Origin of the sequence: Acetivibrio saccincola, from assembly GCF_002844395.1 — a bacterium.
In the GTDB taxonomy this organism is placed as follows: Bacteria; Bacillota; Clostridia; order Acetivibrionales; family Acetivibrionaceae; genus Herbivorax; species Herbivorax saccincola.
Genome location: NZ_CP025197.1, coordinates 3,538,005 through 3,564,194, shown reverse-complemented (window position 1 = coordinate 3,564,194; position 26,190 = coordinate 3,538,005). Strand labels below are relative to the sequence as shown.

Sequence of the window (26,190 nt, the reverse complement as noted above, 5' to 3'; positions counted from 1 at the left end):
AACAAATGTTAAATGCATTTGAAATTGATAAAATAATATTAGCCGGTTTAAAAGAGGATATGCCCTTTGGGGATATTACAACTGACAACTTAATTGATGAAGCTTCACAGTCGGAAGCAGTATTAATTGCAAAGGATACAGGTGTAATAGCCGGCATTGACATTGCCAAAAGGGTTTTTGAAATTTTAGACAAAAATGTTGTTTTTGAAAAAAAGATAGTAGACGGGGAAAGGGTAAAAAGTGGTGATATAATAGCAGAAATAAAAGGAAATACAAGGGCATTACTAAAGGGAGAAAGAACAGCTTTAAACCTCCTTCAGCATCTTAGCGGCATTGCCACAAAGACAATGAATTTATGTGATAAGATAAAAGGCACAAAATCTAAAGTTGTTGATACAAGAAAGACCACTTTAGGACTCAGGGCTTTGGAAAAATACGCTGTAAGGGTGGGAGGAGGGAATAACCACCGGTTTTCCCTGTCAGATGGTGTAATGATAAAAGATAACCATATAAAAGCGGCAGGTGGTATAAAAGAAGCAGTAAAAAAAATAAGAGAAAAAATACCCCATACAATTAAAATTGAAGTGGAAACAGAGACGCTAGAGCAGGTAAAAGAGGCACTTGAGGCAGGAGCGGATATAATTATGCTGGACAATATGGGGGGTGACAAAATAAAAAAAGCTGTTAAAATAGTTAGTGGAAAAGCTGTCATTGAAGCTTCTGGAAATGTGGACTCAGATTCTATATCAGCAATAGCGGAAGCCGGAGTTGACATAATTTCAGTTGGTTCACTGACACATTCAGTAAGTGCCTTTGATATAAGTATGAAGTTCAAATAACTGTCTTATTAAGGAAGGAAGGTCTGATTTAAATTCCATATTTAGCAAGTAGAAAAGTTCAGGTTAAGATGTAATGACGACTTGTGGATAAAACGTAAAACTATCCACAGATATTCAATGTTATTCACATATTTAATTGTGGAAAATTTAAAGCCCTTGATTTAAGCGGCTTTGGAGATGTTTATAATTTTATAGATATCCACAGTTTTGTGGATATCTCATGTTGATAAACCTAAAAAGGTCTTAATATTTCCTTCTTTTTATCAACAGGATAATCCAATTTTTCCTTTAACATTTGGTGAATTCTTTCAAAAACTTTTTTATTGTTTAAAATTCCTTTATGATTGGGAGCTTCTAAAATACTTCCATCAAGGAGATTGTCCATTGTAAATTTGTTTTCTTCCACACTGAAAATTTCAGTTTTTATATTCCATTCATCAAGGCCGGCGCTTTCTAATGTGACAACCTCATCATACTGGCTGTAGATATTTCCCACTTGTATTGAAGAATTAAGACCTTCGTTTATCATATTGGAGAATGTTGTGGAAAAGAGAGGACTGTCCGGAACCAGGTCTTTTATAGACCGGTCATTAAAATAGTTCTTTCCAATTGATGCAATATGTGAGCCACTGTGAGGCACCGACAGAAAAATCATTTTATATACATTCTCATGTTCTAAATAATCTTCACTGGATGTATAGTATCTGGAGACAAGGCCTCCTAAGCTGTGGGAAATAAGGGTAAACTTATTTACCAGTATTCCCTCCTTTAAAAATTCTGACTTTTTTTCTTTTAGGAATTTTTTTAGCTCATTAGAAGCAAAAACAACACCTTTGGTAGAATCAAAGTCAACAGAAAGGGTTGTAAAGCCCTTAGATACCAAAAATTCATTCATGTTGTCAAATACCATTGAGCTTTCCTGGTACCCGTGGACAAAGACAACAGGTACTGGGATAAGTTTAAAGGAAAGGGATGAATATATATCTGTATCCTTTATTTTAGATTTAATAGTCACGATTAAAGGGTTTAATGGGTTTATTTCGTGACTTTCAGGAGGGATATAAACAGAAAGCAGCTCACCGTATTTATTTGTTGTTCTACTTAAAGTAAGTATTTCCCCCAAGCCCTCTTCAATGGTAATTTCAACTTTGGCACCGGGCATAACCTTTCCGTTGGAATTTTTAACCACGGTTTTTATATATACTTTATTTGACGGTTCACTTACCACAGTATTAATTTGGCAATTTAAAAAATGTGAGTGAATTTTAAGGCTGCTTTTGTCATACATAAGGTAAACAAAACGGTTATATAAAAAATTAAAGTTGGCTATTATAATAAGGAATAAAAACAGCAGGATAAAAACAATTTTGGATTTATTTAACTTAAACACAAATATCATCCCTTCACATATTTAATTATAACATCTTAGATAATTAATATGAATAGATTTTAAAGGTTTTTAGTCAGGAATATTTTACACCGATTAAATTAAATTCTGACGGGGAAAATATCATTGAGACTGATATAAGGGGAGGATTAATTTGAAGGTTAGGGACAAAATGACCAGAAGTGTTGCATATGTTGACCCTGGAAAAAGCGTTGTAGAAGCAGCACAACTAATGCAAAAGCATAATGTTGGTTCTATTCCTGTCTGCGACCACACAGGTGTGGTGGGAATTGTAACCGACAGGGATATAGTTGTAAGAAATGTAGCACATGGTAAAACACCCCATGACACAAAAGTCCAGGATGTAATGACGTCACAAGTTATGACAGTAACACCGGATATGGATATAGAAGATGCAACAAGCCTTATGGCACAGGAGCAGGTAAGAAGACTTCCTGTTGTTGAAAACAACCAGATTGTAGGTATGCTCTCATTAGGTGACATTGCATCAGATGTAAGGTTTGACATGGAAGCAGCAGAAGCATTATGTGAAATATCAAAACCATCAAAGCCTTTCAAAATGTAAACTGCTAAGTTATCCGCAAATTTTTAAGCATAAGCTTTTATCCTTTAATTAAAGGAAAAACAGAGGAGGTAAAAAAATGAGCAAGCGTAAAGTAATGTCCGAAGAACTAAAGACGGAGATTGCTAAGGAACTAGGAGTCTACGACACAGTTGCAACTGAAGGATGGGGCTCAGTAACCTCCAGAGACTGCGGAAATATAGTGAAAAAGGCAATAGAAATTGCAGAAAGAAATATTTCTAAAAAGTAATTAATATTAAATAAACTAACGGCCGGCGATAAGCCGGCTTTTAGTTTATTTTTATGAATCATGGTTTGTTTCAATTCTATTACAATTTCTTTACACTTAAAATCTACATGTTGACTCTCAAAAAAGCCGATGATATAATTAGTTTTGAATTCGAGATAGGTTTGTGCGCCCATCTTGAAGCAAAATGCAGGATAGGTCAGGTTAGTAGACAAAGGGATAAGGCGGACCTGACTTTTACATCTAAAGCCAACATCCCAAAAAAAACTTACAAGGAGGATTTGAGAGTATGAAAAATCTCAAAAAATTAGTGGCATTATTTGTTGCAATCGCAATGATCTCAACACTTATGGTGCCTGCATTTGCGGATTCTTCATTCAAATATGAAGAAGAAGCAAGGGATATGTATGATCTAGGATTGTTTAAAGGAGAATCAGAAACTGAGTATGTTCCTAACCTAGGCGAATTGCTTAGCAGGGAAACAGGTGCTGTTATGCTTCTAAGAATTTTTGCTCAAGAAGACGAAGCACTTGAAATGTCAGACGAAGAAGCGGATGAAAAACTTGCAGCATTCTCAGACGGCGACACTGTTGCAAACTGGGCTAAGAAGCAAGTTGCATACGCTACTGACAAAGGATATATAAAAGGATATCCTGATGGAACATTTGCTCCAAAAGAAGCTCTTAACGGAAAAGCTTATTGTTCATTAGTACTTCAGTTGCTAGGATATGATGGAGACTTCAATTATCATACAGCAGCAACAAGCCTAAGCGAAGTTGGCGGATTAACTTCAGCTGAAGCAGCTATATTCAACTCTAATGATCCTATTAACAGAGATTCATTAGTAGGTATTTCCTACGGTGCATTAAAAGCTACTTTTAAAGGATCAAACGAAACTCTAATTCAAAGACTTGTTCGCTTAGAAAAAGTTGATGCGAACTTAGCGAAAGACAAAGGTCTTGTAGACGCTGTTATTAAAGAAGTTGCTGAATTAGAAGACGTATACGTTAAAGTTGGAGAAACTGCAAATCTTCCAAGCACTGTAGAAGTAACTTATGACAATGATGAAACTGGTGAAGTTGAAGTAACATGGCCAACAGTTGACACATCAGAAGTTGGCGAACAAGAAATCGAAGGTATAATCGCAGGTACTCCATTAACTGCGAAAGTTAAAGTTATTGTACAGCCTGATGAGCTTACAGTAACAAGTGTAACAGCTGACAACTTAAAAGAAGTAGCTGTTGAATTCAGTGCAGCTCTTGATGAGGACACTGTAAATGCTGACAACATTTATGTTAAAGATGTAACTGGTTCAGTTGAACTACAGGAAGACGGCAGAACAGTTATTATAACTGTTGATGGTGATGACGGTGGTGATGACGGTTTAGATAACTCAGGAGAATATACTCTTGTAGTTAAAAATGTAAAAGACACAACAGGAATGGAAATTGAAGAAACTGAAATAGACTTTGAAGCTTTTGACGGAACAAGACCGGAAGCTGAAGAAATAAAAGTAACAGGTCCTTCAAACTTAGAAATAACATTCAGTGAGCCTATTAAAGAAGGCGATGGTGACGACATTGAACTTAAGATTGGAGATACTACAATAGGTGCTGAAGTTGATGAAGGATATGGTACAAGAACTCTCTCAGTTTCTGTTTGGGATGAATTAGAAGATGGTAAAACTTACGAAGTAACAGTTAAAGGTTTTAAAGACTATGCTGGTTATACAAATGTAACAAAGACTTTTGAATTAGAATATGTAAAAGATAATGAACCACCAGTAGCAGAAATTACAAAAGTTGACCAAAAATATATAAAAGTTGAATTCAACAAACCGGTGACAGGACTTCATCCTCAAAACTTCTACCACACTTTCACAGCGTGGGAAGCTACAGGAATATATAAAGATGAAGCAAGGACTGACGAAATTAAGCCTGAAAATTCAGTAAGTACAGTATGGGTTTATTTCATGGATGACGAAGATGATAAAAATAGCAAACCTTTAGCAGAAGGAACTCAGAAGGTAGGAATCAGAGGAAAATACGATGACGTAGATGTAGTTGACAACTGGGGCAATAAATTTGAAACTGTAGAAATAGAAGTAACTGTGACTGTTGATAAGGAAGCACCTGAAGTTACAAGTATTACAGTTGAAAGTGAAGATAAGATTAAAGTTACTTTCAATAAAGTTGTAAACTTTAGCGAAGATAACATTGAAGTACTTGATACTGACGGAAAAGAAATTGCAAGTGTTTCTTCTATAGACCCAGCAGAAGAAGCTGCAAAAGAATTTACAGTAAAATTAAGTGAACCAGTTGAAGGAAAAACTATTATTGTAAAAATTGCTAACGTAGAAGATACAGCATTAGAGCCAAATAAATTGTCAGAGTATAAAGCAACAATAGAAGTAGGCGACCAAACTGCTCCATCAGTAAAAGTAGCTAAAGACGAAGCCGGTGAAGCTCTATACTTTATCTTTAATGAAGATGTATCAAATACTGCACTTGACAAAAACAACTACGCAATAATGGACGACAGTAATGGAAAATTAACAAACTTCAAGAACTCACCAAAATTTGCTGAAGGAAGCAGGATTGTTAAAATTGAACTTGCAAATGATGAGAATTTAACAGGTAAAAAGATATTCGTGCAAAAGATTGAAGACAAAGCTGGAAATGCTATGGCAGGCGTTATAGTTGAATATAGTGGTATAGATACTCTTGATAATGCTGTAGCTCCTAATGTAGAATCAGTTGAAATAACTGCAAAGGACAAAATAGTTATAACATTTGACCAATATCTCAAAGAAGCTCCTATAGATGGATTTGTAGTTACAGTAGATTCAGAAACATTTGATAAGAAAGCTGATTATAAATCAACATCTGTAACAAGAAACAGCAAAGGAAATACAGTTGTAACTCTTGTTCTAAAGAGCGCAGATATCAAAGCTGATGCAAGTAACGTTACTGTTCAGGTACTTGATAATAAGTTAAAGAACAGACTTGATGTAGCAGTTAAAGGAGTAATATTTAACCCAGCAGCAGACGACGAATTACCAGGACAAAAATATGTTGCTGATAAAATAGCTCCTTCTATAAAAGAAAAAGAAGAAGAAGACGTTCTAGACGTTACAGCAACAGCTGGTAAAAACACTATTAAAATAGAGTTTACTGAAGATATTAATGATAATGCATTATCAAGCAAAACTTTTAAAGTTGACGGTTATACAGTTGAAAGTGTAGAAGCTTCTGGTAGCACAGTAACTATAACTTTAACAGATAATATTGAAGCTGGTAAAGTTAAAATAACTCAAGCGCAACCGGTAGAAGACATGGCCGGAAACGAATACACTCATAAGGGTACAATTACCATAACAGTAACAGAAAGCGACGACTAATATCAACGCGAAAACTTATGAAACTTAAACAAAATAACCCTTGGCAGGTCATGAGAGCAACCGCTCTCATGGCACCAAGGGTTTTCTTTTTAATAAGAGGCAGATTTTCATACCCTGATTCCACAATCAAGACATAAAAATCTGCCTCTTATTTCTTACCTTTAAATAGCACACTTTGTGACATTATTCACTTCACATGAATTTAAACCTGAATTGGCATCTTGGTTTACAATCTTGTTAAACCTGGATAATACCTTATCCAACCTCTGACTGTAGTGCAAAACTTCCTCATCAAGTAAATTATAATTTTTCTCCTCAATAAGCTGGTTTAACCTAAGATGCATTTTTGTAATAAGGATGTACATAAGCTCCTTAGACATGACTTGCAGCCCCCTTTAAGAATTTTTTAAGAAAGCCACTTACAAGAAAGAAGAACAACTATAGTTTGGACATCCACCTTTTTCTATTATATCACATATCAGGCTAATTTCAAATAAATTTATTCAAAATACAAGTAAAATTTAGAGTTAAGTATTACAAAAAGAATATTATGGTGCAATTGCTGTAAAATATATATTCTTTTTTTTAATATAAATGTTATAATTGAAAATAGAGAGTACAGGTCACTTAAAATAAAAAAGAAAAGGGTGGTTCTTATGGACGAGAAAATTCTTATAGTAGATGACGAAAAAAACATTGTCGATATCCTCAAATTTAATTTGACCAAGGAAGGATTTACAACACTTGAAGCATATGACGGTGAAGAAGCTGTTAAAACAGCTTTAAATGAAAACCCTGATTTAATACTGTTAGATGTAATGCTCCCTAAAATAGATGGTTTTACAGTTTGCCGTAAACTAAGAGAGTCTATATCCACTCCTATTATAATGCTGACAGCCAAAGAAGAAGAAGTTGATAAGGTTTTGGGATTAGAATTAGGTGCTGATGATTATATAACAAAGCCTTTTAGTACAAGAGAGCTGATGGCAAGGGTAAAGGCAAATCTTAGAAGGGTTGCTGCAAATAATACAATGAAAGCACAAAAGGTATTGAAATTTGGCGATTTAGAAATTGATATAGACCGCTATGAAGTAAAGAGAGAAGGTAAGGTTATAGAACTTACTCTTAGGGAATTTGAATTAGTTAAATTTTTAGCATTACAGCAAGGTCAGATTTTTACAAGGGAAACCCTTCTTGAAAAAGTGTGGGGTTATGAATACTATGGTGATGTCAGGACGGTGGATGTAACAGTAAGAAGAGTGAGGGAAAAAATAGAGAAAAACCCCAGTGCTCCAACCTACATCTTAACTAAAAGAGGCGTGGGATATTATTTTAACAAGCAGGAGGACTAGATTTTTAATTTACCATGTACTGTTTTGCTAGTAAAGACATCAGGTGGGATTTAAAATCCACCTGATGTTAAAAAAGGGGAAGTATTATGCGGTTAATAAGACGGCTTAGATTTTTTAGAAGTCTGCAGTGGAGACTTGTTACAATTTTTATACTAATAGCATTTGTCCTCATGTCCACAGCGGCAGTATCCTTAAATCTTTTTGTGGAGTCTTTTTACTACAATACCTTTAAACAAGGTTTAGAAGGGGGATTTGAGAGAGGTTTTTTAAACCCAGGAGAGGATGCCACAGAAGAGGATGCAGAAAGAATAGTAAGGCATTATTCCAGTAATAAAGCAAATGCCATGCTGGACTTTTATTTAAATGACCATAAGACATTTACCATACTTGACGGAAGGACAAATGAAGTTAAGTTTTCAGATGAAAGGTCATTTTCTCAGGACTGGGATAGTTTGAGTTTGGAAATACAAAAGTCAAAAAATTATCTTAAAGCTTTAGCCGGTGAAATAGGGGACAGCGAGTCTCTTTTTATAGTGGGGAATAAGGAGTATTTTGACTATGCCCGGCCAATAGAAAACACTCCCTTGATTTTTTACTTTAGATATGACAGGGAAGAATGGGCAGGTCTTATGGATGAGTTTAATAAAATAATACAGCTAAGCTTTCTGATTGCTATTATACTGTCGCTGCTTTTTGGATATGTTCTTTCTAAGACCATAACAGTCCCTATAGTAAACCTTATGCACAGGGCTAGGAAAATTGCTTCCGGGGACTTTGGAAGGGTGCTAGAGGTAAAATCAAAGGATGAAATAGGCAAGCTTACAAAAGCATTTAACTATATGGCAAGTGAACTTAAAAAGAATTTAAATGAAGTTTCAAGGGAAAAGAACAAAATTGAAACCATTTTAAACTATATGACAGACGGGATAATTGCATTTAATCTTAAAGGGGAAGTTATTCACATTAACCCTGTTTTAAAGGTGATGCTTGGAATAAAAGAAGAATGGGATATGAATTTTAATGAATTTTCAAAGAGGTATGATTTAGGTGTTTCAATTGAGGAAATATCATATCTTGAAACATATAAAACCAAAGAAGTAAACACAACCATAGGGGATAAATATGTAAAGGTTTACTTTGCCATTTTTACAGATGAAAACAAAAAGCCGGATGGTGTCATTGCAGTTTTTCACGATGTAACAGAACAGCAAAAATTAGATGAAATGAGGCGTGAATTTGTTGCTAATGTATCTCATGAACTAAGAACCCCTTTAACATCAATTAAAAGCTATTCAGAGACATTATTAGAAGGTGCTTTGGAAGATAAGGAAACAGCAACAAAATTTTTATCTGTTATTAATTCAGAAGCAGACAGAATGACAAGGCTGGTTAAAGATTTACTACAGCTTTCAAGACTTGACAACAACCAAATGAAGTGGAATATTACAAAGTTTTCTTTAGAGAAGCTTGTAAGAGATTGTATTCAGAAACTGGAAATTTCAGCAAATGAAAAAGATCAGACAATAGAATGCTATAAAATAGGGGATGTAGAGGATGTTGAAGCTGACAGGGACAGAATTGAACAGGTATTGATAAATATACTGTCAAATGCAATGAAATATACGCCTAAAGGCGGAAAAATAAGTATTTATGTTGGAAAGATGTACAGCAGTGTATATGTGAAAGTGAAGGATTCGGGAATTGGTATTCCAAAGGAGGATCTTCCCAGGATTTTTGAAAGATTTTACAGAACAGACAAAGCCAGGTCCAGGGAAATGGGAGGAACAGGTCTTGGTCTTGCAATAGCAAAGGAAATTATTGAGGCACATAATGGTGAAATTTCTGTTACAAGTGATATTGGAAAAGGTACTGAATTTACAATCAAACTCCCGGTAAAATGCGGACTTTGATGTAATTCAATTTTAAATGCCATGTAATTTAGCTGTAATATAACTATAGTATAATTTATCTATGGAGGCTTGAGGTAATTTCAAGGATTTATTACCCGGGTTTAAGAGGTGTGGATTATGTTGAAAAGATTAATAGGGCTTTTTGTTTTTGCAATGCTTCTGTTAGGGTGTTGCATAAGTACATATGCTAATGATACTGCTAATGTGCCTGCCGTTAATATAATAAACGATGGTACAAATCAGGAAGAACTAAGCCTAGATGATGCACTATTTAGAAATAAAGACACAGAGGATACAGAGCAGTTTTTAGTAACCATTACACGACCGGAAGGTGATGAGTCAACTTTTAGAAAATCGTACATAGTTTGTGGAAATTCAACTGCTGAAGGTATTACAGTTAAACTATATATGTACAGTGAAGAAAGCGGGACTTTTGAACCTTTTAAAAACACAGAAGGGGAAAGCTCATGGAACATTGGTATTTCAGGTTTTTTTATAAAGGAAATTGAACTTCCCAATGTAGGAGCTAACAGAATAAGAATTGCAGCATATAAAAACGGCGGCGAATTGGTATTAGGTGAAAATGCACAAGTTAATACTTTTACAGTTACATTACTTGACAGCGAGGTTAAGAACTCACTGAAAAGAGGTTTCTTTAACATTAATCAAATGCTAATGAAAATATTTGGAACATAAAGGTCTGGGATATTATATGTTCTTAATTAAAAGCGAAAGAGTTAAACAGTACATATTGATAATTTTAGTAATAACAAGCATAATACAAGTAGGTATCCTCTGGAACTATCAGAGAAGGGGAATGCCTACTAATTTTTTATGGAATATAATTAGCGCTAAAAATAACCAGGCAACCATTGATATGGAAGATTTTTTTAAACCTTTCAAAATAGTGGTTTCAGGCGGTTTTGAAAATCCCCACTGGGTATTAAATGAGGAAGATTCATATTACGATGAAATTTGGAAAAATGCCAAGCACTATTTAAAAAACATAATTACCCAGAAGAAAATAACAGACGAAAGGGAATATGGAGAAAGTAAGTGGAAGGATGTAATTGAAAAAAAATCATTTATCATTGAATTTAAAAATAATATAAGTTCAAATTTAATGGCGGCATTTCTGGGTGTGGCGACATCCGGCGGTATTAAACCACAAGAAATATATAAAATAGCAATTTTGCCTGCAGAGAATATAAATAACAATGTAAATGTATATATTTATGACGGTGAAAAGGTGTATCTTTATACAATGTCCTTTTATGACAAAGGGCTTAGCAGGTGGGATTATGATTTAATTATTGAAGAGTTGTATGAGGCGAAAAAAGAAAGTTTTGAAGTTGTAAGTGAAATAATCAGAAGTACAGACAGATCTCCCTTTTATTTCAAACCTGACGTTCTCATTGTGGCAAAGGGAAACAAATACAGAAGTTTTAGAAATGCCATAAGCAGCATACCTTTTGATATGCCTGATTTGGATTCTAAAAGCAGTGAAGATATTGATTTAATTGCTGAAGAAGTCCTTGGAAATGAAAAGGACAGCTTTATACAGAGTGTGGATATGGAAGATGTAATAGTATTTAAAAATTTCAGCAACAGGTATAATATTTACAAGGACGGGCTTTTAGAATACAAATATCTGTCTGTAATAGGCAAAAGAGACAAGGGAAATGAGACAGAGGCATTTAAAAAGGCGTTGGAATTTATAAAGATCCGGGGAAATTTAATTTCAGATGTTGATATTTATTTGGCAAAAGCTGTTGATGAGGGTGAATATTATTCATTCTATTTTGATTATAAATTTAATAATATGCCTGTAGTTGTAAACGGGTATCCCGTAAAGAATTCAGATAAAAGACTCAATCATGCAATTAACATTAGTGCAAACAGCAAAAGGGTTTTAAGCTGTGAGTGGGTGCTTAGAAATTTTAAAGCCGGGGATGAAGTTTTGGAGCTGAATATGAATTTTGGGGATTTGTTGGATGATACATTTGAAATGTATACTGACCTTGCCACCGGGGGATTTTCCATAAAGGATAAAAATGTGTCGTATGAGATTAAGTACAGTGTAAATACTGAAAGCATTGTGCCAACCTGGGTGATAGAAGGCATTGACGGCAGGCGGTATATCGTTCCAATGAAAGAAAAGTAAAGAAGGTGTATGGACTTGGACTGGTCAAAAGCTAAAAGCATTTTAATAGTGATATTTGTCATTCTAAACCTTTTTCTTGCAGGTGTTATAATAAAATTGGCAAATGATGAAGGCATATCCCAGGATACAATTGAAAATGCAAAAAAAGCTCTTTTAAACAGAGGAGTTATTGTAAATTCTGAAATCCCGTTATATAATAAAAAAATAGGGACATTAGTTTATGGTGATGAAAGTATAAATAAGAAGAGAATTGTTAAAAACTTTTTAGGGCAGGAAGAGTATATAAAAGAAGAGTTAACGGAAGATTTAGAGGAAGGTTCAAAAGAAAATTTAAAAGAAGACTTAGAAGAGAGTGCAAAAGAAAAAAATATGTCCCAAGAGATTATTGAAAAAGACGGGAAGGAAATAATTTTTAAGGATAACGATAATTTTATTTACAAAAACAAAAATTTGTCATATATTATAAGTGCAGACAAAAGCAGCGGGGAGGTACTTGATAGTTTAAAAAAACTGTTTAAAGGAACCGGTGTACCAATAAACCAGTTTGTATTTGATAAAATGGAAAACGGGGATACCTATATTTTTAGACAGAAGTACAATGAATTCTGGATATTTGAAAACTATATTTCCGTTCTTATGTCTAAAGAGGATGTTTTACAATTAGAGTGCAGATACAGGAAAATAGACGGGATAGAACAGGGCAGTGATATATTAACAGCTCATCAGGTTTTGATAAAAAACCATGACAGTATAAAAGACATAGAAATTGTAGCAATTGATTTGGGTTTTAAAGAAATTGCCGTTCAAAACGGAGCAAGGGAGACGACAGATGATATACCGGTATGGCGTATCAGGACTTCCGGAGATGAAGAGTTGTTTTACAGGGTATATGACGGTGAAAAAATAAATACACAGTAGTAGCGGCAGGATATAAAGTCAGCACATATTTAGATAGTTGGGGGCGTTACAATGGAAAAGTTAGTAATAGAGGGTGGAGTACCTCTAAAGGGTGAGGTTAGTATCAGCGGAGCTAAAAATTCAGCTGTTGCAGTAATTCCGGCAACTATATTGGTAGATGGACCATGCACCATAGAAAATATTCCGGATATAAAAGATGTAAAAGTATTAATTGATATACTGAAAAATCTAGGTTCTGAAATAAGCTGTGGCGGGGAAGGAACCATTACCATAGATTCTAAAAATATAAAATCCAGTGTAGCAACATACGATATGGTTAAATGCCTTAGAGGCTCATATTATTTATTAGGAGCTCTTTTGGGACGGTTTAAAAAGGCTGAGGTGGCACTTCCGGGAGGATGTGATTTTGGTTTTAGACCAATAGACCAGCATATAAAGGGTTTTGAAGCCCTTGGGGCAAAGGTGGAAATAAACCATGGAATAATAAAGGTGGAAGCGGAGAAGCTTACAGGAACGCAAATTTACATGGACGTTGTAAGCGTAGGTGCTACCATAAATATTATGCTGGCAGCAGTTAAGGCAGAAGGGGTTACAACCATTGAGAATGCGGCAAAAGAGCCTCATGTGGTGGATGTAGCCAATTTCCTCAATGCAATGGGGGCAAATGTAAAGGGAGCAGGGACAGATGTTATAAAAATTAAGGGAGTTCCAAACCTTTCCGGCAAGGCAATCCACTCTATAATACCGGATCAGATAGAAGCAGGCACCTTTATGATAGCAGCAGCTGCTACAAAAGGTGATGTAACTGTCAAAAATATAATTCCCAAGCACATGGAATCATTAAGTGCAAAGCTTATAGAAATGAATGTTGAAGTTATAGAAGGCGGGGACTGGATAAGAGTCAAGGGTACTCCGGATATCCACAGGGTAAATATAAAAACCCTTCCGTATCCGGGCTTTCCAACGGATTTGCAGCCTCCTATTTGTGTTATGCTGTGTTTGGCAGATGGCACAAGCACAATTACAGAAGGGGTTTGGGAGTCCAGATTCCAGTATGTGGATGAATTAAAACGTATGGGTGCTTCTATAAGAGTTGAAGGCAGGATGGCAGTTATTGAAGGGGTAAAGAAACTTACAGGTGCACCTGTTGAGGCACTTGATTTGAGGGCAGGGGCTGCCATGGTTGTTGCAGGTCTTGTTGCAGAAGGCAGGACAGAAGTGTATAATACATATTATATAAAAAGAGGTTATGAAAAATTAGAGGAAAAACTAGAGGCTTTAGGTGCCAGGGTAAAAGTAGTTAAATAGTGCGGGCATTTTAGAATTTAGACAGGAGATTTACAAATGATAAAATTTTGTAGTTTATATAGCGGAAGCAGTGGAAATTCTATTTTTGTTTCTTCAGGCAGGACAAAATTATTAGTTGACAGCGGTTTGAGCGGCAAAAAAATAATAGAAGCTCTTTGTTCCATAGGAGAGGATCCAACTGAAATATGTGCTATTTTAATATCCCATGAGCACAGTGACCATATTAAAGGAGCCGGGGTACTTTCCAGGAAATTTGATATACCTATATATGCAAATGAAAAAACCTGGTGTGAGATGGAAAAAGCAATAGGTCCTGTGAGTGTAAAAAATAAAATGTACTTTGATACAGGATGCGGTTTTGAAATAGGTGATATTTTTGTGAATGCATTTCCAATTCCCCATGATGCGGCAGAGCCTGTGGGTTTTAATTTTTTTGCAGACAATAAAAAGATAACAACGGCAACAGATATAGGTCACATGAACAGGCAGCTGTTAAACAACTTAGAAGAAAGTGACTTATTGCTTATAGAGTCAAACCATGATGTAGAAATGTTAAAGATGGGCAAGTACCCATGGTATTTAAAAAAAAGGATAATGGGGGAAAAGGGTCACTTATCCAATGAAGTGGCGGGAAAAGTAGTGGCTTACCTGGCTGAGAACGGCACCAGGCGCTTTATATTGGGACATCTTAGCAAAGAAAATAATTTTCCCCAGCTGGCATATCAGACGGTGAGCAATATATTAAGGGAAAAAAATATAGATATAGAGAAGGATATTATGCTTTCAATAGCATCAAGGTCGGAAGCAGGCAAGGTAGTGGAAGTTTAATGGATGTTTTTAAAAAGAGGTATATATATGAAGATTAATATAATTGCAGTAGGGAAGTTGAAGGAAAAGTATTTAAAAGAAGCGGTAAATGAATACAGCAAAAGGCTTTCTAAGTTTTGTCAATTAGATATTGTGGAAGTAAGCGATGAAAAGGCACCGGACAAATTAAGCAAATTAGAAGAGGAAAAGGTAAAAAAAAGAGAAGGCCAGAGGATTATAAAAAAAATAAAGGATGGAAGTTTAGTTATTGTTTTGGATATTAAGGGGGAGAAGCTGGATTCTGAAGGCTTTGCCAATAAACTTAATTCTTTTTTTATTTCAGGTAAATCAAACATTACATTTATAATAGGTGGTTCATTGGGGTTAGATGATGAGGTGCTGAATTTAGCAGATTTTCGTTTTTCCCTGTCAGATCTTACTTTTCCGCATCAGCTTGCGCGGGTTATACTTTTAGAGCAAATTTTCAGGGCGTTTAAGATTTTAGCCAATGAGACATATCATAAGTGACAATTGTTTTAGATTTATGAGACTTAAAAAATAATATCTCCTTAGTATATACTAAGAAGATATTAAATAAAAATATTCATCTGGAGACGAACAAGGTCTCCGATAGTCATTGTCGTTTGTTCATAGAAATGAACATATATGTTCATATAATATAATATGCAGAATCCTTAAAATTATGTGTATAAGAGGACAAGTATATACTTGTCCTCTTATACACAATATAAATATTTTCTTCTGGGAATGAACAAGATTCCCGACATTAAAATGATTCGTCAGTTCGCGAGCACCAGTAATAATTACCAGAGACGAACGATATATATTTATGTAATTAAATTATATAATTTATATTAAAAATTGTCAATCATTAATTTTATAATTGTAAAGCAGATTTTAACCTTTTTTTAATTTGCTTCATGTCTGTCGCTAAGTCTACAGAACATATATATTGACCTAACCGAGCCTTGCTTACAACTCTAATATCTTCGCATTGAACTGCAGAATCAAAAGCCAACTGTGGATACTTACTTTTTTTAAGTACATAATGTGTATCATATTTCAGTTTTCGTTTTGTTATAGGGTCTTCCCATTTAATATTTTTACTTAATGTGACAACAATTACATTACCACTTTTCCTATTAATGTTATCTGCTGATACAATTAATACAGGTCTACCAATTCCACATTTTTCGTCACCAATATTTTCACCGAAGTGACAAGTATATATATCTCCTCTTACTGTAAACCAATTTCTAAAATTATTATTTTCATGTTTCTCTTGTAAATACATCTTTACGCAAAACCATCTTGCAAGTTTTTTTGCCTTATCATCCAATGGTATACCTCCTTAAAGAATTATTGTATTGGTTTATATTATATAATAAATATACCTTGTTTTAAATATAAGAAAGAGTTAAAATTTGTATAAAAAATAGAAAAAAGAAATAGATTGTCGTTAGATATCATATGTGGCTTAAGGGAGAGCAATAAGAAGAAATCGGTATTATTTACGAATTTGTGAAGTCATGTATTCGGTAAACAACGGCGAGACATATCATAAGTAAGAGGGCAGTATTGTCCTTATAACACAGTATAACATATTTAAATGTCTTTTGGAATGAAAGGCAGTGTTGTAATATAGTGTAAATTTCAGATGTGTTTGTGATATAATATTAGTATAACAATATATGATGGGCAGGTGAATAATGTGAGTCCGCTATCGAGAGAATTAATTATAAAGTTAGCAAAGGAAAATGACACAGAACTTCTCAAAGAAGTTTTAAATTATTATGCCTTTCTAAAAAACAAGAAAGAGAACGAAGTAAAGAAACAGTGGGAAAGCGTTAAAGAAGTCCAGCCCGATGAGGAAGAAATAAAAATCATTGATGAATTTGAGAGAAATCCTGAAAAGTTTGAGTTTGTCAGTATGGAAGAAGTTCTGAAGGAGTTAGGGATTAATGAATCTGAACTATAAGATTAGTATTAGTAGAATGCTTTAAAATTTATTAATAAACAGGATATTCATCAAAGAAAGAGAATTTTATCTGCTGTTTATAGATTGCCTGAAGGAGATGTAAAAAAGTTAAAGGGTTATAAATATTATAGGCTTAGGGTTGGACATTTTAGAATTATTTTTTCCAAAAATGACCAAGAACTCACAATACTAGTTATTGATATAGGAAATAGAGGACAGATATATGAGAATTTATAAATTTGTAGTATATAATGTAGGTCTTAAAAAACAAATAAACTATTAAAGAGGTGAAGTTTGCAGAAAATTTAAATGTGCAAACTTTGACTTTTTATGGTATAATATTTTGCATATATTTTTAATTATACAAATATAGTGTTGTTAAATTAGCAATATTAGACATGAGCTAAGGTTGGGAGGAGTTATTTTGAGCAAAAAAATTAGAATTGGTATTGTAGGATATGGGAATTTAGGAAGAGGTGTAGAAACCGCCGTTAAAAAAACACCTGATATAGAATTAGTTGCAGTGTTTACCAGAAGAGATCCTGCTGCTGTAAAGACAAATGACCCAAATGTTAGGGTTTTTCATGTTGATGATGCAGTAAAGTATACAGATAAAATTGATGTAATGATTCTTTGTGGAGGGTCTTCTTCAGATTTGCCAAAACAGGGACCTGAATTTCTCAAATTGTTTAATACTGTGGATAGCTTTGATACTCATGCAAAAATTCCAGAATACTTTGAAACCATGGATGCTGTTGCAAAATCCAGTAAAAAGATTGGAATTATTTCTGTAGGATGGGATCCAGGGCTTTTTTCAATGAACAGGATGCTGACAGAAGCGATACTGCCTGACGGGGTAGGTTATACTTTTTGGGGTAAAGGTGTCAGTCAGGGACATTCTGATGCAATAAGAAGAGTTGAAGGTGTAAAGAATGGCGTTCAGTACACAATACCTAAGGAGGAAGCCCTTGAAAAGGTAAGGGCAGGCTTGTGGCCGGAGCTTAGCAACAGGGACAAGCATTTACGAGAATGTTTTGTTGTGGCGGAGGAAGGAGCAGATAAAGAAAAAATAGAAAATGAAATAAAATCAATGCCAAATTATTTTTCAGATTATGAAACGGTGGTTCATTTTATTTCAGAAGAAGAGCTAAAGAAAAATCATTCAGCAATGCCCCATGGCGGAAGAGTCATACATACTGCTGTTACAGGAGAAGGCAATAAGCAAATTGTAGAGTTTTCCATAAAACTTGACAGCAATCCTGAGTTTACATCCAGTATTTTAGTGGCATATGCAAGAGCGGCTTATACTATGTATAATGAAGGGCACATTGGTGCAAAAACGGTATTTGACGTGCCTCTTTCATATTTGTCATATAAGCCGGCGGCACAGCTTAGAAAAGAGTTATTGTAAAAACAGGCAAGGTTTTTCCCTTGCCTTATTTTTTTGTTTATATATTGACATAATAAATAAAAAATTACTTTTATAAATATAAGTATTGATTATTTATGGAAATTGATATATAATAATCTAGAATTTTGTTTAATTATATAAAATTAATTATTTCAAGGGGAGTTTTTTTATGAGAAAGTTTAAATCTATCATTTCTAAAGTTTTATTAGCAGTTCTTTTAACATCCTTTTTTATGAAAAATAACAAGAACACAAAAACTTTCTGTTGTTTTTATGATAGTTAAAAGTTTTACAGAATTAGTTATAAATTTTTTAAGCGTTAGCAAATATTGCTGACACTAGGTTTTTAAACAGTAGCGTATGAACCTATAATATTGATGTAAGTTAACGTAAAGTTATTTTAGGGAATAATAAATAAAAAGAGGTGGCTTATGATGAAGAAGATAATCAAGGTAGTCAAGATAATAAGTATACCGGTAATGATATTTTTGTTTTTTTAGGTTTTTTAAGTGATATGTTAGCAGACTTTGAATTGGGATTAATTTGCATAAGTTTATTTACAATTTTGGCCATTGCAAATATAGTTTTTGCCATAAAAAAACACAGAAAAAATTTAAAGAAATTGATTCCAATTGTTGTATCACTGGTGCTGGTTGTATGTTTTGCATTTTTTATAAGGATTTTGTTAATTGAGTTTGCACATGTAAGTACTACACACAAAATACTTATGCGTACTATTGATACAGTAGAAAGATATTTTGAGAATTCAGGGGATTTTGATTTAAAAGGAACTGTTGACGGAGAACGGATAGGAAAGGTTTTAATTAATAGACCGGACTTAGATGAAGACAGGATAAATGACTATTTCAATAGAAAAAATAGAGGATAGAATTGAATTTGTAATGTCAACAGGGGAAACACCAAGGTTAGCTCCTGACGGGAAGACTTTAGAAGGCGAAATAATAGTATTTAAAGATTAAATCAAGAATTAACTTCTGAAAATATAGAAATGAGGCAGGAAATATGGGGGATAAAGTAAAAAAATTATATTATTCATACCAATAGCCATTTGCTTTATAATTCTATTTTCTTTTGGATTGTCATATATAAAGTCCAAGATTGTCGATACTGACTATGCAATAAAATATTCAGAGGTATTTGGAAGTTACGATATAAATGAAGTGGATAAATACTTGGACGAAGATACATTAATTGTCTACAAAGGTATGACAAAGACATATAAAGAATTAAGAAACAATATTATTAAGGCTTTTAATGAAAAGAAGTATGTTATGCATAATGATTCATACGGGCATGGTAACAATAAATTTGTCGATGGTATTCAGGAAATAGGCGTTCTTACATATGTTGAGTATAATGAAAAAAGAAGTGAAGATGTTATATTAGAACTTGAGCGTAAAGGGTTGTTTTCTTACAGGATTAGATCCCTTAAAAGTGAAGGGCGGTTTAGGAGCGGTCAGATAGGGATTTATAATTCCTGAAAAATTCGGCATAGTCGTTGATATTCGGCTATGCCGTTTTTTGTTTACTTTGGCAAATCAATAGCACCAATGCAGTTATAGAAAATTTGAATCCGCTGGGTTCTGCGGCCATCTATCTTTTCAGCCTTAAATACAATAATTTTGTCAATGAACTCTCGGATAATCTCTGCATCCAATTCTGTAATTTCTGTGTACTTTTTAACCAGTGCCAAAAAGCGGTCGGTATTGAGGGACTGTTCATTTGCTGTATCAATGGTATGCTTTAATTTGGTTATCCTTTCTTCCAGTGCCTTCTGCTCCGCTTCATATTCAGCCGACATCTTGTAAAAACGCTCTTCGGGAATTTTGCCCATCACATTGTCCTCATATAGCTTTCGAATGATTTTATCTATGTCAGCAATGCGAGTCTGTGCTTGTTCGTACTCCTTTTGACTTTGGCGGAGTTCTTTGGCAAGTTCCTTTTCTGAATTATTCATTACTATACGGATGAATTCCTGTTCATGGTCTTTGGCAAAGGAGGTTACACGTCTTAAGTCTTCTAGCAAAAGCTGTTCCACTACAACATTGCGTATCTGATGTGAACTGCACATACCCTTTTTCTTGCGGTAAGTAGCACAAACGAAGTATTCCTTATCGTGTGTCCATCCCTTGCCTCTAACCTGATACAGCTTTGCTCCACAGTCGGCACAAAACATCATGCCAGAGAGCATTCCCATTTCACCTAATCGTGATGGTCTTCGCTTGCCATCTCTGATTTTCTGCACTGTTTCCCAAGTGCCTTCATCAATAATTGCTTCATGGGTATTTTTGAAAACCAGCCAATCTTCTGGATTGTTCAATATCTTGACTTTGCTCTTATATGACTTTTTAGAAGTCTTGAAATTTACCGTGTGACCTAGATATTCCATTTTAGCCAGAATATCTGCTACGGTACGAGCCGACCAAGCATATGGGTTTTCAGGTGGTCTTGCTGGAGTGTTAATACCCATTTTGCGAAGATGAACCGTAGGTGTATCAATGCATCGCTTTTCAAGTTGCTTTGCTATCTGCGTGGGTCCAAAACCAGCCATACACAGTCGGAAAATATCTCTGACCACCTCTGCGGCTTCTTCATCTATAAACCAGTGCAACTTATCTTCAGGGTCTTTAATATAACCGTAAGGCGGATTGGTGCAGAGTGGCTTACCGGACTGTCCCTTGGATTTGAATACAGCACGGATTTTCTTGCTAGTATCCTTAGCATACCATTCATTAATAATGTTAAGAAACGGTGTAAAGTCACTGTCTGTTTGGTTAGCACTATCAATACCGTTGTTAATAGCAATGAATCGTACATCTGATTCAGGAAACATAATCTCGGTATAATATCCTACTTTAAGGTAATCCCTGCCAAAGCGGGACATATCCTTGATGATAATCGTTCCGATTCTACCGGACTCTACATCAGCAATCATGCGGTTAAAGTCTGGTCTATCAAAAGTTGTACCGCTGACCCCATCATCCACATAAAATTCGATGTTGCGAAAACCGTTGTCCTCAGCATACTTTTTTAGAATTGCCTTCTGGTTTACTATACTATTGCTGTCCCCTGCAAGCTCATCATCACGGGAAAGCCTGCAGTAAAGAGCAGTAATTTTCGCTTCTTCAAATGCTAATGTTGATTTACGTATAGTGCTAAATGTTGACTGTCTATTCATTTTTATCCTCCATTTCCGACAGTCTTCAAGCGGTTTAGCACTATGTATATTACCGTACTACCTTGAAGAAGTCGAGTTGATTTCCGTGGATTTATTTGAACTATTTGATAACTTTGAAAGGCTTTTTGCGTTGACCGTAATCAGTCGTTTCAGCTTGGAATATGCACTTTCCTTTGCTGAATCACTTATTCGTGATTCCACCACATAGACCGTACCTCCGATATCGGATTTGGTTGTGCGGCTGCTAATTTGGTTTTCCATATCGTGACCTCCTGTCCGATGTTTTGAAGGAACTGGCACTGAGCCGAATTGATGACCCAGTGCCTAATCCATTATTTAAGCTTTTATTTGTAATATTTTCAGAGCATCCGGTTGAATTAGCTTTCCATCCAATCTCTCGTAAGCAGAAAATCCAATTTGCCCCTGCAATGCATATAACTCACTTAATTTTTTTATTGTTATTGGTTGACGCTCAATCAGCCAGTAGTATGATAAATCTCCAAATACAATGCTTTTTGCTCCTGCTAATACTGTAGGCATATATGGAGAGGTAACTACAGGCTTTCCGAAGATGGTGTTATCTGAAGAATTCCACAGATAACTGCCGCTTGTATCCTTAAGGGTTCTAAGAAGCATGGCTGTATTATCGTGCATGATAAACACAGCGTTATTTCGGTATTCAGCTTTTAATGAAAAATACAGAGAGATGATTTCATCAAAAGAGATGGTACTATTGTCTGTTGTAGTTACATCTGCGTCTGCCGTAAGGATACCTGTTGGCTGAGTTGTGCCATTTCCATTAAGCAATGCATTTTCCTCAGCCTTGCCAAAACGCTTCGCAAAATCACCCATCAGATATTTTTCAAGATTAAAGTTCATATCGGTGACGAATGAGCGGTTTAGCTTGACAAGAGATGCCAGCTTGTATGATTTCACCAGAAACTGTGTAAATGTATCGGCACTTTCGGGAATTGGATCTCCGTCTTCAACCCAATCTGCTGTACCCGTTGAGGATACCGCTTGAATTTTACCTTCTGCAGAAGATAGATTGATAACAGTAGCAAATCTGCGGAATATATTCTCCTTTGCCAAAGCAGTGTTAAAGCCTTCTCGGAACTCGTCTGGTGCGACATAGGCTCCTGCATTATCAAAGCCCTCGCTTAGATTTTGATTATTTTCTTCTTTTCCTTTCATAACATTCCAAAACGCTCTATTATAAGTTGTTGATGTTGCCATAATCGTTTACCTCCTAAATTCTATTAAATGTGGGGTATATACCCCGTTTGAAACTGCGTTTTTTTACGCGTTGCCCCACGCCCGTTGTCCAGATGAAAAGGTGTGGAGATTTGACCTCCCCTAGGGGGACATGGAGTTGTATCCAGTGGTTTTAGTGGTTTTAAGCTTTGTAGCAAGATGTAGCAGGTAAAAACTAAACTCTCTATACGAGAGCGTTTTTTTATATAACCTGTTTTTTTTGCTACAAGCTGCTACACTGTGTTTAAATAAGAAGAAATTCTTCTTCTGTCAGCTTATATCCGATAAGCATTGTGGTCATTCCACCACCAGAACGTGGTCGTTTCCGTTCTACACGGGCGATAGCTGTTAATGCCTGTTTAAAGTTTCTTGCATTCTCCGAATAACATCCATTGGCACTGCACCAACGCTGATACCGGGCATACACTTCGGATGTCCGCACCTCACTGTTAGGACTTTCCTCCAAGGCATCCTCGAAAAATAATGCTATTTTATCGCTGTCACGTTTATAAGCCTCCGTTGCTGTCTTAACGGAATCAGGTAAAGTAAAGCCTTCCTTTTTTAACAGCTGATAGCCTTCAATTAGCCAGTTAAAGATAGCACTCTGATTCTTCGGTTTGGCAAATTCACGTTTTAAGCTTTTATCCTGTTCGCTTTCATCGAAGTGTCGTTCAAAAGGGATGATTACCACTCTGCCACTGGAAAACAGCGTCATATCCGTAATAACGGGCAGATAATTGGTGTTGATATACAGCTTAAACTTTGGCGAAAAATCAAAGGAATTCTCATGTAGAAACCTTGCGTTGATGGTGTCACCACCCGTCATGCTTTTTACCTGTGCAGCATTTAAGACAAGTCCTCTGCTAGGTTCGGAGATATTCACAAAGCGTACTCCTGCAAGCCGGGCAATATCTTCACTTGGACTTGAACTGTTATTGTTCTTTTTCAGACTGATAGTCTCTGGCCTTGCGGTACAGCCATAACTGCCTAATACCTTAAGAATGCTCTCACACAGCGTACCTTTACCATTTCGAGTTGTAGCACCATAGAGAACAAACAGGCATTCATACCGAGTGTCTCCGCTGATACTGTAGCCAAAGGCTTTTTGGAGGAATTTTGCCTTTTCCTCATCTCCGCTCATAATCTCATGAATAAATCTATCCCATCGCTCGCTTTTTGCTTCCGGGTCATATTTAACACCAGATATCTTTGTGAGTCTGTCCTCGCTGTTGTGGGGATGAAAATCCATGGATATTAAAAACAATGTTCCATTGGCACAGTTGAGTACCTGCGGGTCTTGGTCAAATTCAGCCATTGATATGGGATATACGCTCTGTGCATCCTTAAGTACCGTTTCTCGGTATCTTCTTGACTGCCACTTTCGGCAATAGTCAATGTATGCCTTTCTTTGATGTTCATCCTGAATAGTTAAAGCATAGGTTAGCAGTTGGTTAGCCAATGATTTACACATTTCCATTACTTTTAGATTACCGACATCAGGAATCCAAATGCCATTCTCATAGCAAAACCACATCTTCCTTTCAGGAACAAAGCGGGCAAAAGATTTATAATAATCAGCAAACAACCTGCTTGCCCCAATATCCGTCCAAGGGTAGCGATCGTTACTCTCAGGCTTAAAGCCAGCAAGGGAACATTCACCAAAATCTTCTGTAGCTGATGAACGCTTACCACCTGGTTTGTATATCTCAGTAGCATTTGCGATTGCTTTTTCTATGGTTATCATTCCATAACTGCTGCCGGACTGTGGTCTATTCCATTTATCTCGCATTAGGCCGCTCTGCCGGAAAAGTCTGTCCATCTGCCCAATATCCCTGCCACACCAAAATGCCAGCATACCGCAAAGTGCCAAATCAGCTTCACTGGCAGAAGCATAGCCTGACGTATCTCCTTGCCATAATGCTTTGAATTTTTCTCCATTTGCCGATTTTAAAGCCTTCTCAATAACAGACTTGTCAGACAGATAGGATTGACTTTCTGTATCCAGAATTTGCTTCACAGGGGTAGGACGCAACATATACTTGTCTAGTATCATCTGTAGTTCATTCGATTTCTCCGCTATATCACCATTTGCATATACATTGCCTGTTACGGTAACAAAACGATTTGTTGCTCCGCCCACATAGACCTCAACTCCCAGCTTTCTGTTGTTGATATAATATTTTGTTTTGTCAAAGTTAAAGCCTGTGGCCTTAAAGAAAATATGAAGCCCTTTTTCAGATGGACTGTGTTCCATATAGCAATCAATAAAAGCGTCTACAATACTTTGGACAACAGGCTTAAGCTTACCACCGCTATCAAAGCAATCATCTAAGTCGATAACACAAATGTCATTACCTACCAAAAATCCGATACCGTCATAATCACTTATAGCAGCTACCGCCGAACTAAAATCTTTAAATGTACCACGTTGATTTGGTTTTGCCCTTTTTCTCGTTACTGGGTTATAGGGAACTTTGGTTTTTCTACCACTTCGTTCTTCATATTTCCAACAGCAAAACTGTGGCTTATCTTTAAGCACCTGTGGCAAGTTATCATATTGTGGTTTCAGTTATTTCACCTCCTTGCCTGTTAAAAATGACCCGAAACGCTACTGTTCCAGAGGGTTTGCCTTGTTGGACACAACCTCGTTATCTTTCAAGGATTACGCTCGGAATTATCGTCATGGCATATTCTGCTTGAAGTATCTCTTGCATTTCGGGGTATTCAGTTGTCAAGGAGCAGTGAGAGAAAAACTCTGCTTTTATTGGTGGATTATTTTCCTCTCACCTTATAGCCTTGGTAGGGCACATTAGTTGAGGATTTTCTAAAAATATTTTTCTTCCTCATCCATAAGCGAAGAATTCTATTGATTCGAACCCCTAAAATAAAAAATAGCCTGTCTGTTTTCCAGAAAAGACGGCTGTAATGCTTATGCTTTTGCTCAAATTTGAGCGAAAGTGGCATTAAATTTAAGAAGGCTGAATGTTATAACTTTGCCTTTGGTTTTACATATAGACTTACAGACTTTTTTGTCTAAAAGTATTTATTTAAATAAAAATCAAAAATAAAGGCATACACAACTATCATTATCTTTGTTAACATTGTAAAATTACTTCACAAACACAGAATTATCATGTTTCTTTTGAAGAAAATGTGCTATAATGGAAAAAAGATATAAAGAGGTGACCAAAGTGTCCGTTAGCTATAAAAAGCTTTGGAAATTGTTGATAGACCGCGATATGAAGAAGAAAGATTTGCAAGCTGCTGCGGGAATAAGTCCATCGTCAATTTCAAAGCTTTCTAAAAACGAATATGTCAGTATGGACGTTCTTGTAAAGGTTTGTACGGCACTTGGTGTCGATTTTAAAGATATCATGGAATTAGTGCCAAATATGGTTGAAGAAAGGGAGTAG

General features: G+C 35.6%; 27 protein-coding genes. 20 read left to right on the top strand and 7 right to left on the bottom strand.

The features are described 5' to 3' along the window. Positions 1-5 precede the first annotated feature (5 nt). Positions 6-839, top strand: a complete 834-nt coding sequence (gene nadC, locus HVS_RS16005) for a carboxylating nicotinate-nucleotide diphosphorylase (protein WP_101303940.1) — start codon at positions 6-8, stop codon at positions 837-839. 232 nt (positions 840-1,071) lie between these two features. On the opposite strand, the gene HVS_RS16000 is transcribed toward nadC, so the two are convergent. Continuing rightward, positions 1,072-2,127, bottom strand: a complete 1,056-nt coding sequence (locus HVS_RS16000; protein WP_242971615.1) for a lipase family protein — start codon at positions 2,125-2,127, stop codon at positions 1,072-1,074. A gap of 253 nt (positions 2,128-2,380) precedes the next feature. On the opposite strand from HVS_RS16000, the gene HVS_RS15995 reads away from it, so the two are divergent. From HVS_RS15995 to HVS_RS15980, 4 genes are all read left to right on the top strand, one after another. Beyond that, entirely contained in the window at positions 2,381-2,812 is a 432-nt protein-coding gene (locus tag HVS_RS15995; RefSeq protein WP_101303933.1) for a CBS domain-containing protein, read from the top strand. A gap of 76 nt (positions 2,813-2,888) precedes the next feature. After that, on the top strand, positions 2,889-3,059 hold the full coding sequence (locus tag HVS_RS15990) for a small, acid-soluble spore protein, alpha/beta type (RefSeq protein WP_101303931.1): 171 nt from the start codon (positions 2,889-2,891) through the stop codon (positions 3,057-3,059). Between the two features lie 107 nt (positions 3,060-3,166). Continuing rightward, complete coding sequence (locus HVS_RS15985) at positions 3,167-3,349, top strand: hypothetical protein (protein WP_159063475.1); 183 nt, start codon at positions 3,167-3,169, stop codon at positions 3,347-3,349. Beyond that, entirely contained in the window at positions 3,346-6,456 is a 3,111-nt protein-coding gene (locus tag HVS_RS15980; protein ID WP_101303927.1) for an Ig-like domain-containing protein, read from the top strand. The genes HVS_RS15985 and HVS_RS15980 overlap by 4 nt, the downstream gene beginning before the upstream one ends. Before the next feature lie 161 nt (positions 6,457-6,617). On the opposite strand, the gene HVS_RS15975 is transcribed toward HVS_RS15980, so the two are convergent. Beyond that, positions 6,618-6,836, bottom strand: a complete 219-nt coding sequence (locus HVS_RS15975) for an aspartyl-phosphate phosphatase Spo0E family protein (RefSeq protein ID WP_101303925.1) — start codon at positions 6,834-6,836, stop codon at positions 6,618-6,620. A 276-nt stretch (positions 6,837-7,112) separates the two neighbouring features. On the opposite strand from HVS_RS15975, the gene yycF reads away from it, so the two are divergent. The 8 genes from yycF to rlmH all read left to right on the top strand — a co-directional run bounded on the left by yycF (position 7,113) and on the right by rlmH (position 15,443). Then, positions 7,113-7,808, top strand: coding sequence for a response regulator YycF (yycF, locus tag HVS_RS15970; RefSeq protein WP_101303923.1), 696 nt, complete (start codon positions 7,113-7,115; stop codon positions 7,806-7,808). 86 nt (positions 7,809-7,894) lie between these two features. Further along, positions 7,895-9,718 carry a two-component system histidine kinase PnpS gene (pnpS, locus tag HVS_RS15965; protein WP_101303921.1) on the top strand — a complete coding sequence of 608 codons (1,824 nt, stop codon included), beginning with the start codon at positions 7,895-7,897 and terminating at the stop codon, positions 9,716-9,718. Positions 9,719-9,835: 117 nt separating this feature from the next. Then, positions 9,836-10,414 (top strand): hypothetical protein, encoded by a 579-nt coding sequence (locus tag HVS_RS15960; protein WP_101303919.1) that lies wholly within the window; start codon positions 9,836-9,838, stop codon positions 10,412-10,414. A gap of 55 nt (positions 10,415-10,469) precedes the next feature. Continuing rightward, on the top strand, positions 10,470-11,882 hold the full coding sequence (locus HVS_RS15955; protein WP_207654787.1) for a hypothetical protein: 1,413 nt from the start codon (positions 10,470-10,472) through the stop codon (positions 11,880-11,882). 15 nt (positions 11,883-11,897) lie between these two features. Continuing rightward, positions 11,898-12,800, top strand: coding sequence for a two-component system regulatory protein YycI (gene yycI, locus HVS_RS15950; RefSeq protein ID WP_159063474.1), 903 nt, complete (start codon positions 11,898-11,900; stop codon positions 12,798-12,800). A gap of 51 nt (positions 12,801-12,851) precedes the next feature. Next, positions 12,852-14,108, top strand: coding sequence for a UDP-N-acetylglucosamine 1-carboxyvinyltransferase (locus HVS_RS15945; RefSeq protein WP_101303913.1), 1,257 nt, complete (start codon positions 12,852-12,854; stop codon positions 14,106-14,108). A 36-nt stretch (positions 14,109-14,144) separates the two neighbouring features. Further along, the gene (locus tag HVS_RS15940; RefSeq protein ID WP_101303911.1) at positions 14,145-14,936 is read left to right on the top strand and encodes an MBL fold metallo-hydrolase; all 792 of its coding nucleotides are present in this window, start codon (positions 14,145-14,147) and stop codon (positions 14,934-14,936) included. A gap of 27 nt (positions 14,937-14,963) precedes the next feature. After that, positions 14,964-15,443, top strand: a complete 480-nt coding sequence (gene rlmH / locus HVS_RS15935; RefSeq protein WP_101303909.1) for a 23S rRNA (pseudouridine(1915)-N(3))-methyltransferase RlmH — start codon at positions 14,964-14,966, stop codon at positions 15,441-15,443. A gap of 370 nt (positions 15,444-15,813) precedes the next feature. On the opposite strand, the gene HVS_RS15930 is transcribed toward rlmH, so the two are convergent. Then, positions 15,814-16,275 (bottom strand): type II toxin-antitoxin system PemK/MazF family toxin, encoded by a 462-nt coding sequence (locus HVS_RS15930; RefSeq protein ID WP_101303907.1) that lies wholly within the window; start codon positions 16,273-16,275, stop codon positions 15,814-15,816. Between the two features lie 372 nt (positions 16,276-16,647). On the opposite strand from HVS_RS15930, the gene HVS_RS15925 reads away from it, so the two are divergent. The 6 genes from HVS_RS15925 (at position 16,648) to HVS_RS15905 (ending at position 19,826) form a co-directional block, all read left to right on the top strand. Then, complete coding sequence (locus HVS_RS15925) at positions 16,648-16,914, top strand: hypothetical protein (protein ID WP_101303905.1); 267 nt, start codon at positions 16,648-16,650, stop codon at positions 16,912-16,914. Positions 16,915-16,998: 84 nt separating this feature from the next. After that, positions 16,999-17,151, top strand: coding sequence for a type II toxin-antitoxin system RelE family toxin (locus tag HVS_RS15920; protein WP_242971614.1), 153 nt, complete (start codon positions 16,999-17,001; stop codon positions 17,149-17,151). A gap of 187 nt (positions 17,152-17,338) precedes the next feature. Continuing rightward, the gene (locus HVS_RS15915; protein ID WP_101303901.1) at positions 17,339-18,325 is read left to right on the top strand and encodes a diaminopimelate dehydrogenase; all 987 of its coding nucleotides are present in this window, start codon (positions 17,339-17,341) and stop codon (positions 18,323-18,325) included. Between the two features lie 423 nt (positions 18,326-18,748). Next, entirely contained in the window at positions 18,749-19,213 is a 465-nt protein-coding gene (locus tag HVS_RS15910) for a hypothetical protein (RefSeq protein WP_101303899.1), read from the top strand. After that, positions 19,182-19,304, top strand: a complete 123-nt coding sequence (locus tag HVS_RS17595; RefSeq protein ID WP_278278666.1) for a hypothetical protein — start codon at positions 19,182-19,184, stop codon at positions 19,302-19,304. Before HVS_RS15910 ends, HVS_RS17595 begins: the two co-directional genes overlap by 32 nt. A gap of 117 nt (positions 19,305-19,421) precedes the next feature. After that, positions 19,422-19,826, top strand: coding sequence for a hypothetical protein (locus tag HVS_RS15905; protein WP_159063473.1), 405 nt, complete (start codon positions 19,422-19,424; stop codon positions 19,824-19,826). 44 nt (positions 19,827-19,870) lie between these two features. Here the strand turns inward: HVS_RS15905 and HVS_RS15900 are convergent, their stop codons facing one another. From HVS_RS15900 to HVS_RS15885, 4 genes are all read right to left on the bottom strand, one after another. Then, positions 19,871-21,523: a recombinase family protein gene (locus HVS_RS15900; protein WP_101303895.1), complete on the bottom strand. Its 1,653-nt coding sequence runs from the start codon at positions 21,521-21,523 to the stop codon at positions 19,871-19,873. Between the two features lie 57 nt (positions 21,524-21,580). After that, positions 21,581-21,727, bottom strand: coding sequence for a hypothetical protein (locus tag HVS_RS15895; RefSeq protein ID WP_242971613.1), 147 nt, complete (start codon positions 21,725-21,727; stop codon positions 21,581-21,583). A 132-nt stretch (positions 21,728-21,859) separates the two neighbouring features. Next, positions 21,860-22,759, bottom strand: a complete 900-nt coding sequence (locus HVS_RS15890; RefSeq protein ID WP_101303890.1) for a phage major capsid protein — start codon at positions 22,757-22,759, stop codon at positions 21,860-21,862. Between the two features lie 262 nt (positions 22,760-23,021). Further along, positions 23,022-25,316 carry a phage/plasmid primase, P4 family gene (locus tag HVS_RS15885; protein ID WP_341456957.1) on the bottom strand — a complete coding sequence of 765 codons (2,295 nt, stop codon included), beginning with the start codon at positions 25,314-25,316 and terminating at the stop codon, positions 23,022-23,024. Between the two features lie 652 nt (positions 25,317-25,968). Here HVS_RS15885 and HVS_RS15880 point away from each other — a divergent pair. After that, positions 25,969-26,190 carry a helix-turn-helix domain-containing protein gene (locus tag HVS_RS15880; protein ID WP_101303886.1) on the top strand — a complete coding sequence of 74 codons (222 nt, stop codon included), beginning with the start codon at positions 25,969-25,971 and terminating at the stop codon, positions 26,188-26,190.

Bases quoted from the DNA above. Each gene is read 5' to 3' on its own strand.
- nadC (WP_101303940.1), top strand. From the start codon at position 6: ATGTTAAATGCATTTGAAATTGATAAAATAATATTAGCCGGTTTAAAA.
- HVS_RS16000 (WP_242971615.1), bottom strand. From the start codon at position 2,127: ATGTATGACAAAAGCAGCCTTAAAATTCACTCACATTTTTTAAATTGC.
- HVS_RS15990 (WP_101303931.1), top strand. From the start codon at position 2,889: ATGAGCAAGCGTAAAGTAATGTCCGAAGAACTAAAGACGGAGATTGCT.
- HVS_RS15985 (WP_159063475.1), top strand. From the start codon at position 3,167: ATGTTGACTCTCAAAAAAGCCGATGATATAATTAGTTTTGAATTCGAG.
- HVS_RS15980 (WP_101303927.1), top strand. From the start codon at position 3,346: ATGAAAAATCTCAAAAAATTAGTGGCATTATTTGTTGCAATCGCAATG.
- HVS_RS15975 (WP_101303925.1), bottom strand. From the start codon at position 6,836: ATGTCTAAGGAGCTTATGTACATCCTTATTACAAAAATGCATCTTAGG.
- yycF (WP_101303923.1), top strand. From the start codon at position 7,113: ATGGACGAGAAAATTCTTATAGTAGATGACGAAAAAAACATTGTCGAT.
- pnpS (WP_101303921.1), top strand. From the start codon at position 7,895: ATGCGGTTAATAAGACGGCTTAGATTTTTTAGAAGTCTGCAGTGGAGA.
- HVS_RS15960 (WP_101303919.1), top strand. From the start codon at position 9,836: ATGTTGAAAAGATTAATAGGGCTTTTTGTTTTTGCAATGCTTCTGTTA.
- HVS_RS15945 (WP_101303913.1), top strand. From the start codon at position 12,852: ATGGAAAAGTTAGTAATAGAGGGTGGAGTACCTCTAAAGGGTGAGGTT.
- HVS_RS15940 (WP_101303911.1), top strand. From the start codon at position 14,145: ATGATAAAATTTTGTAGTTTATATAGCGGAAGCAGTGGAAATTCTATT.
- rlmH (WP_101303909.1), top strand. From the start codon at position 14,964: ATGAAGATTAATATAATTGCAGTAGGGAAGTTGAAGGAAAAGTATTTA.
- HVS_RS17595 (WP_278278666.1), top strand. From the start codon at position 19,182: ATGACTATTTCAATAGAAAAAATAGAGGATAGAATTGAATTTGTAATG.
- HVS_RS15900 (WP_101303895.1), bottom strand. From the start codon at position 21,523: ATGAATAGACAGTCAACATTTAGCACTATACGTAAATCAACATTAGCA.
- HVS_RS15890 (WP_101303890.1), bottom strand. From the start codon at position 22,759: ATGGCAACATCAACAACTTATAATAGAGCGTTTTGGAATGTTATGAAA.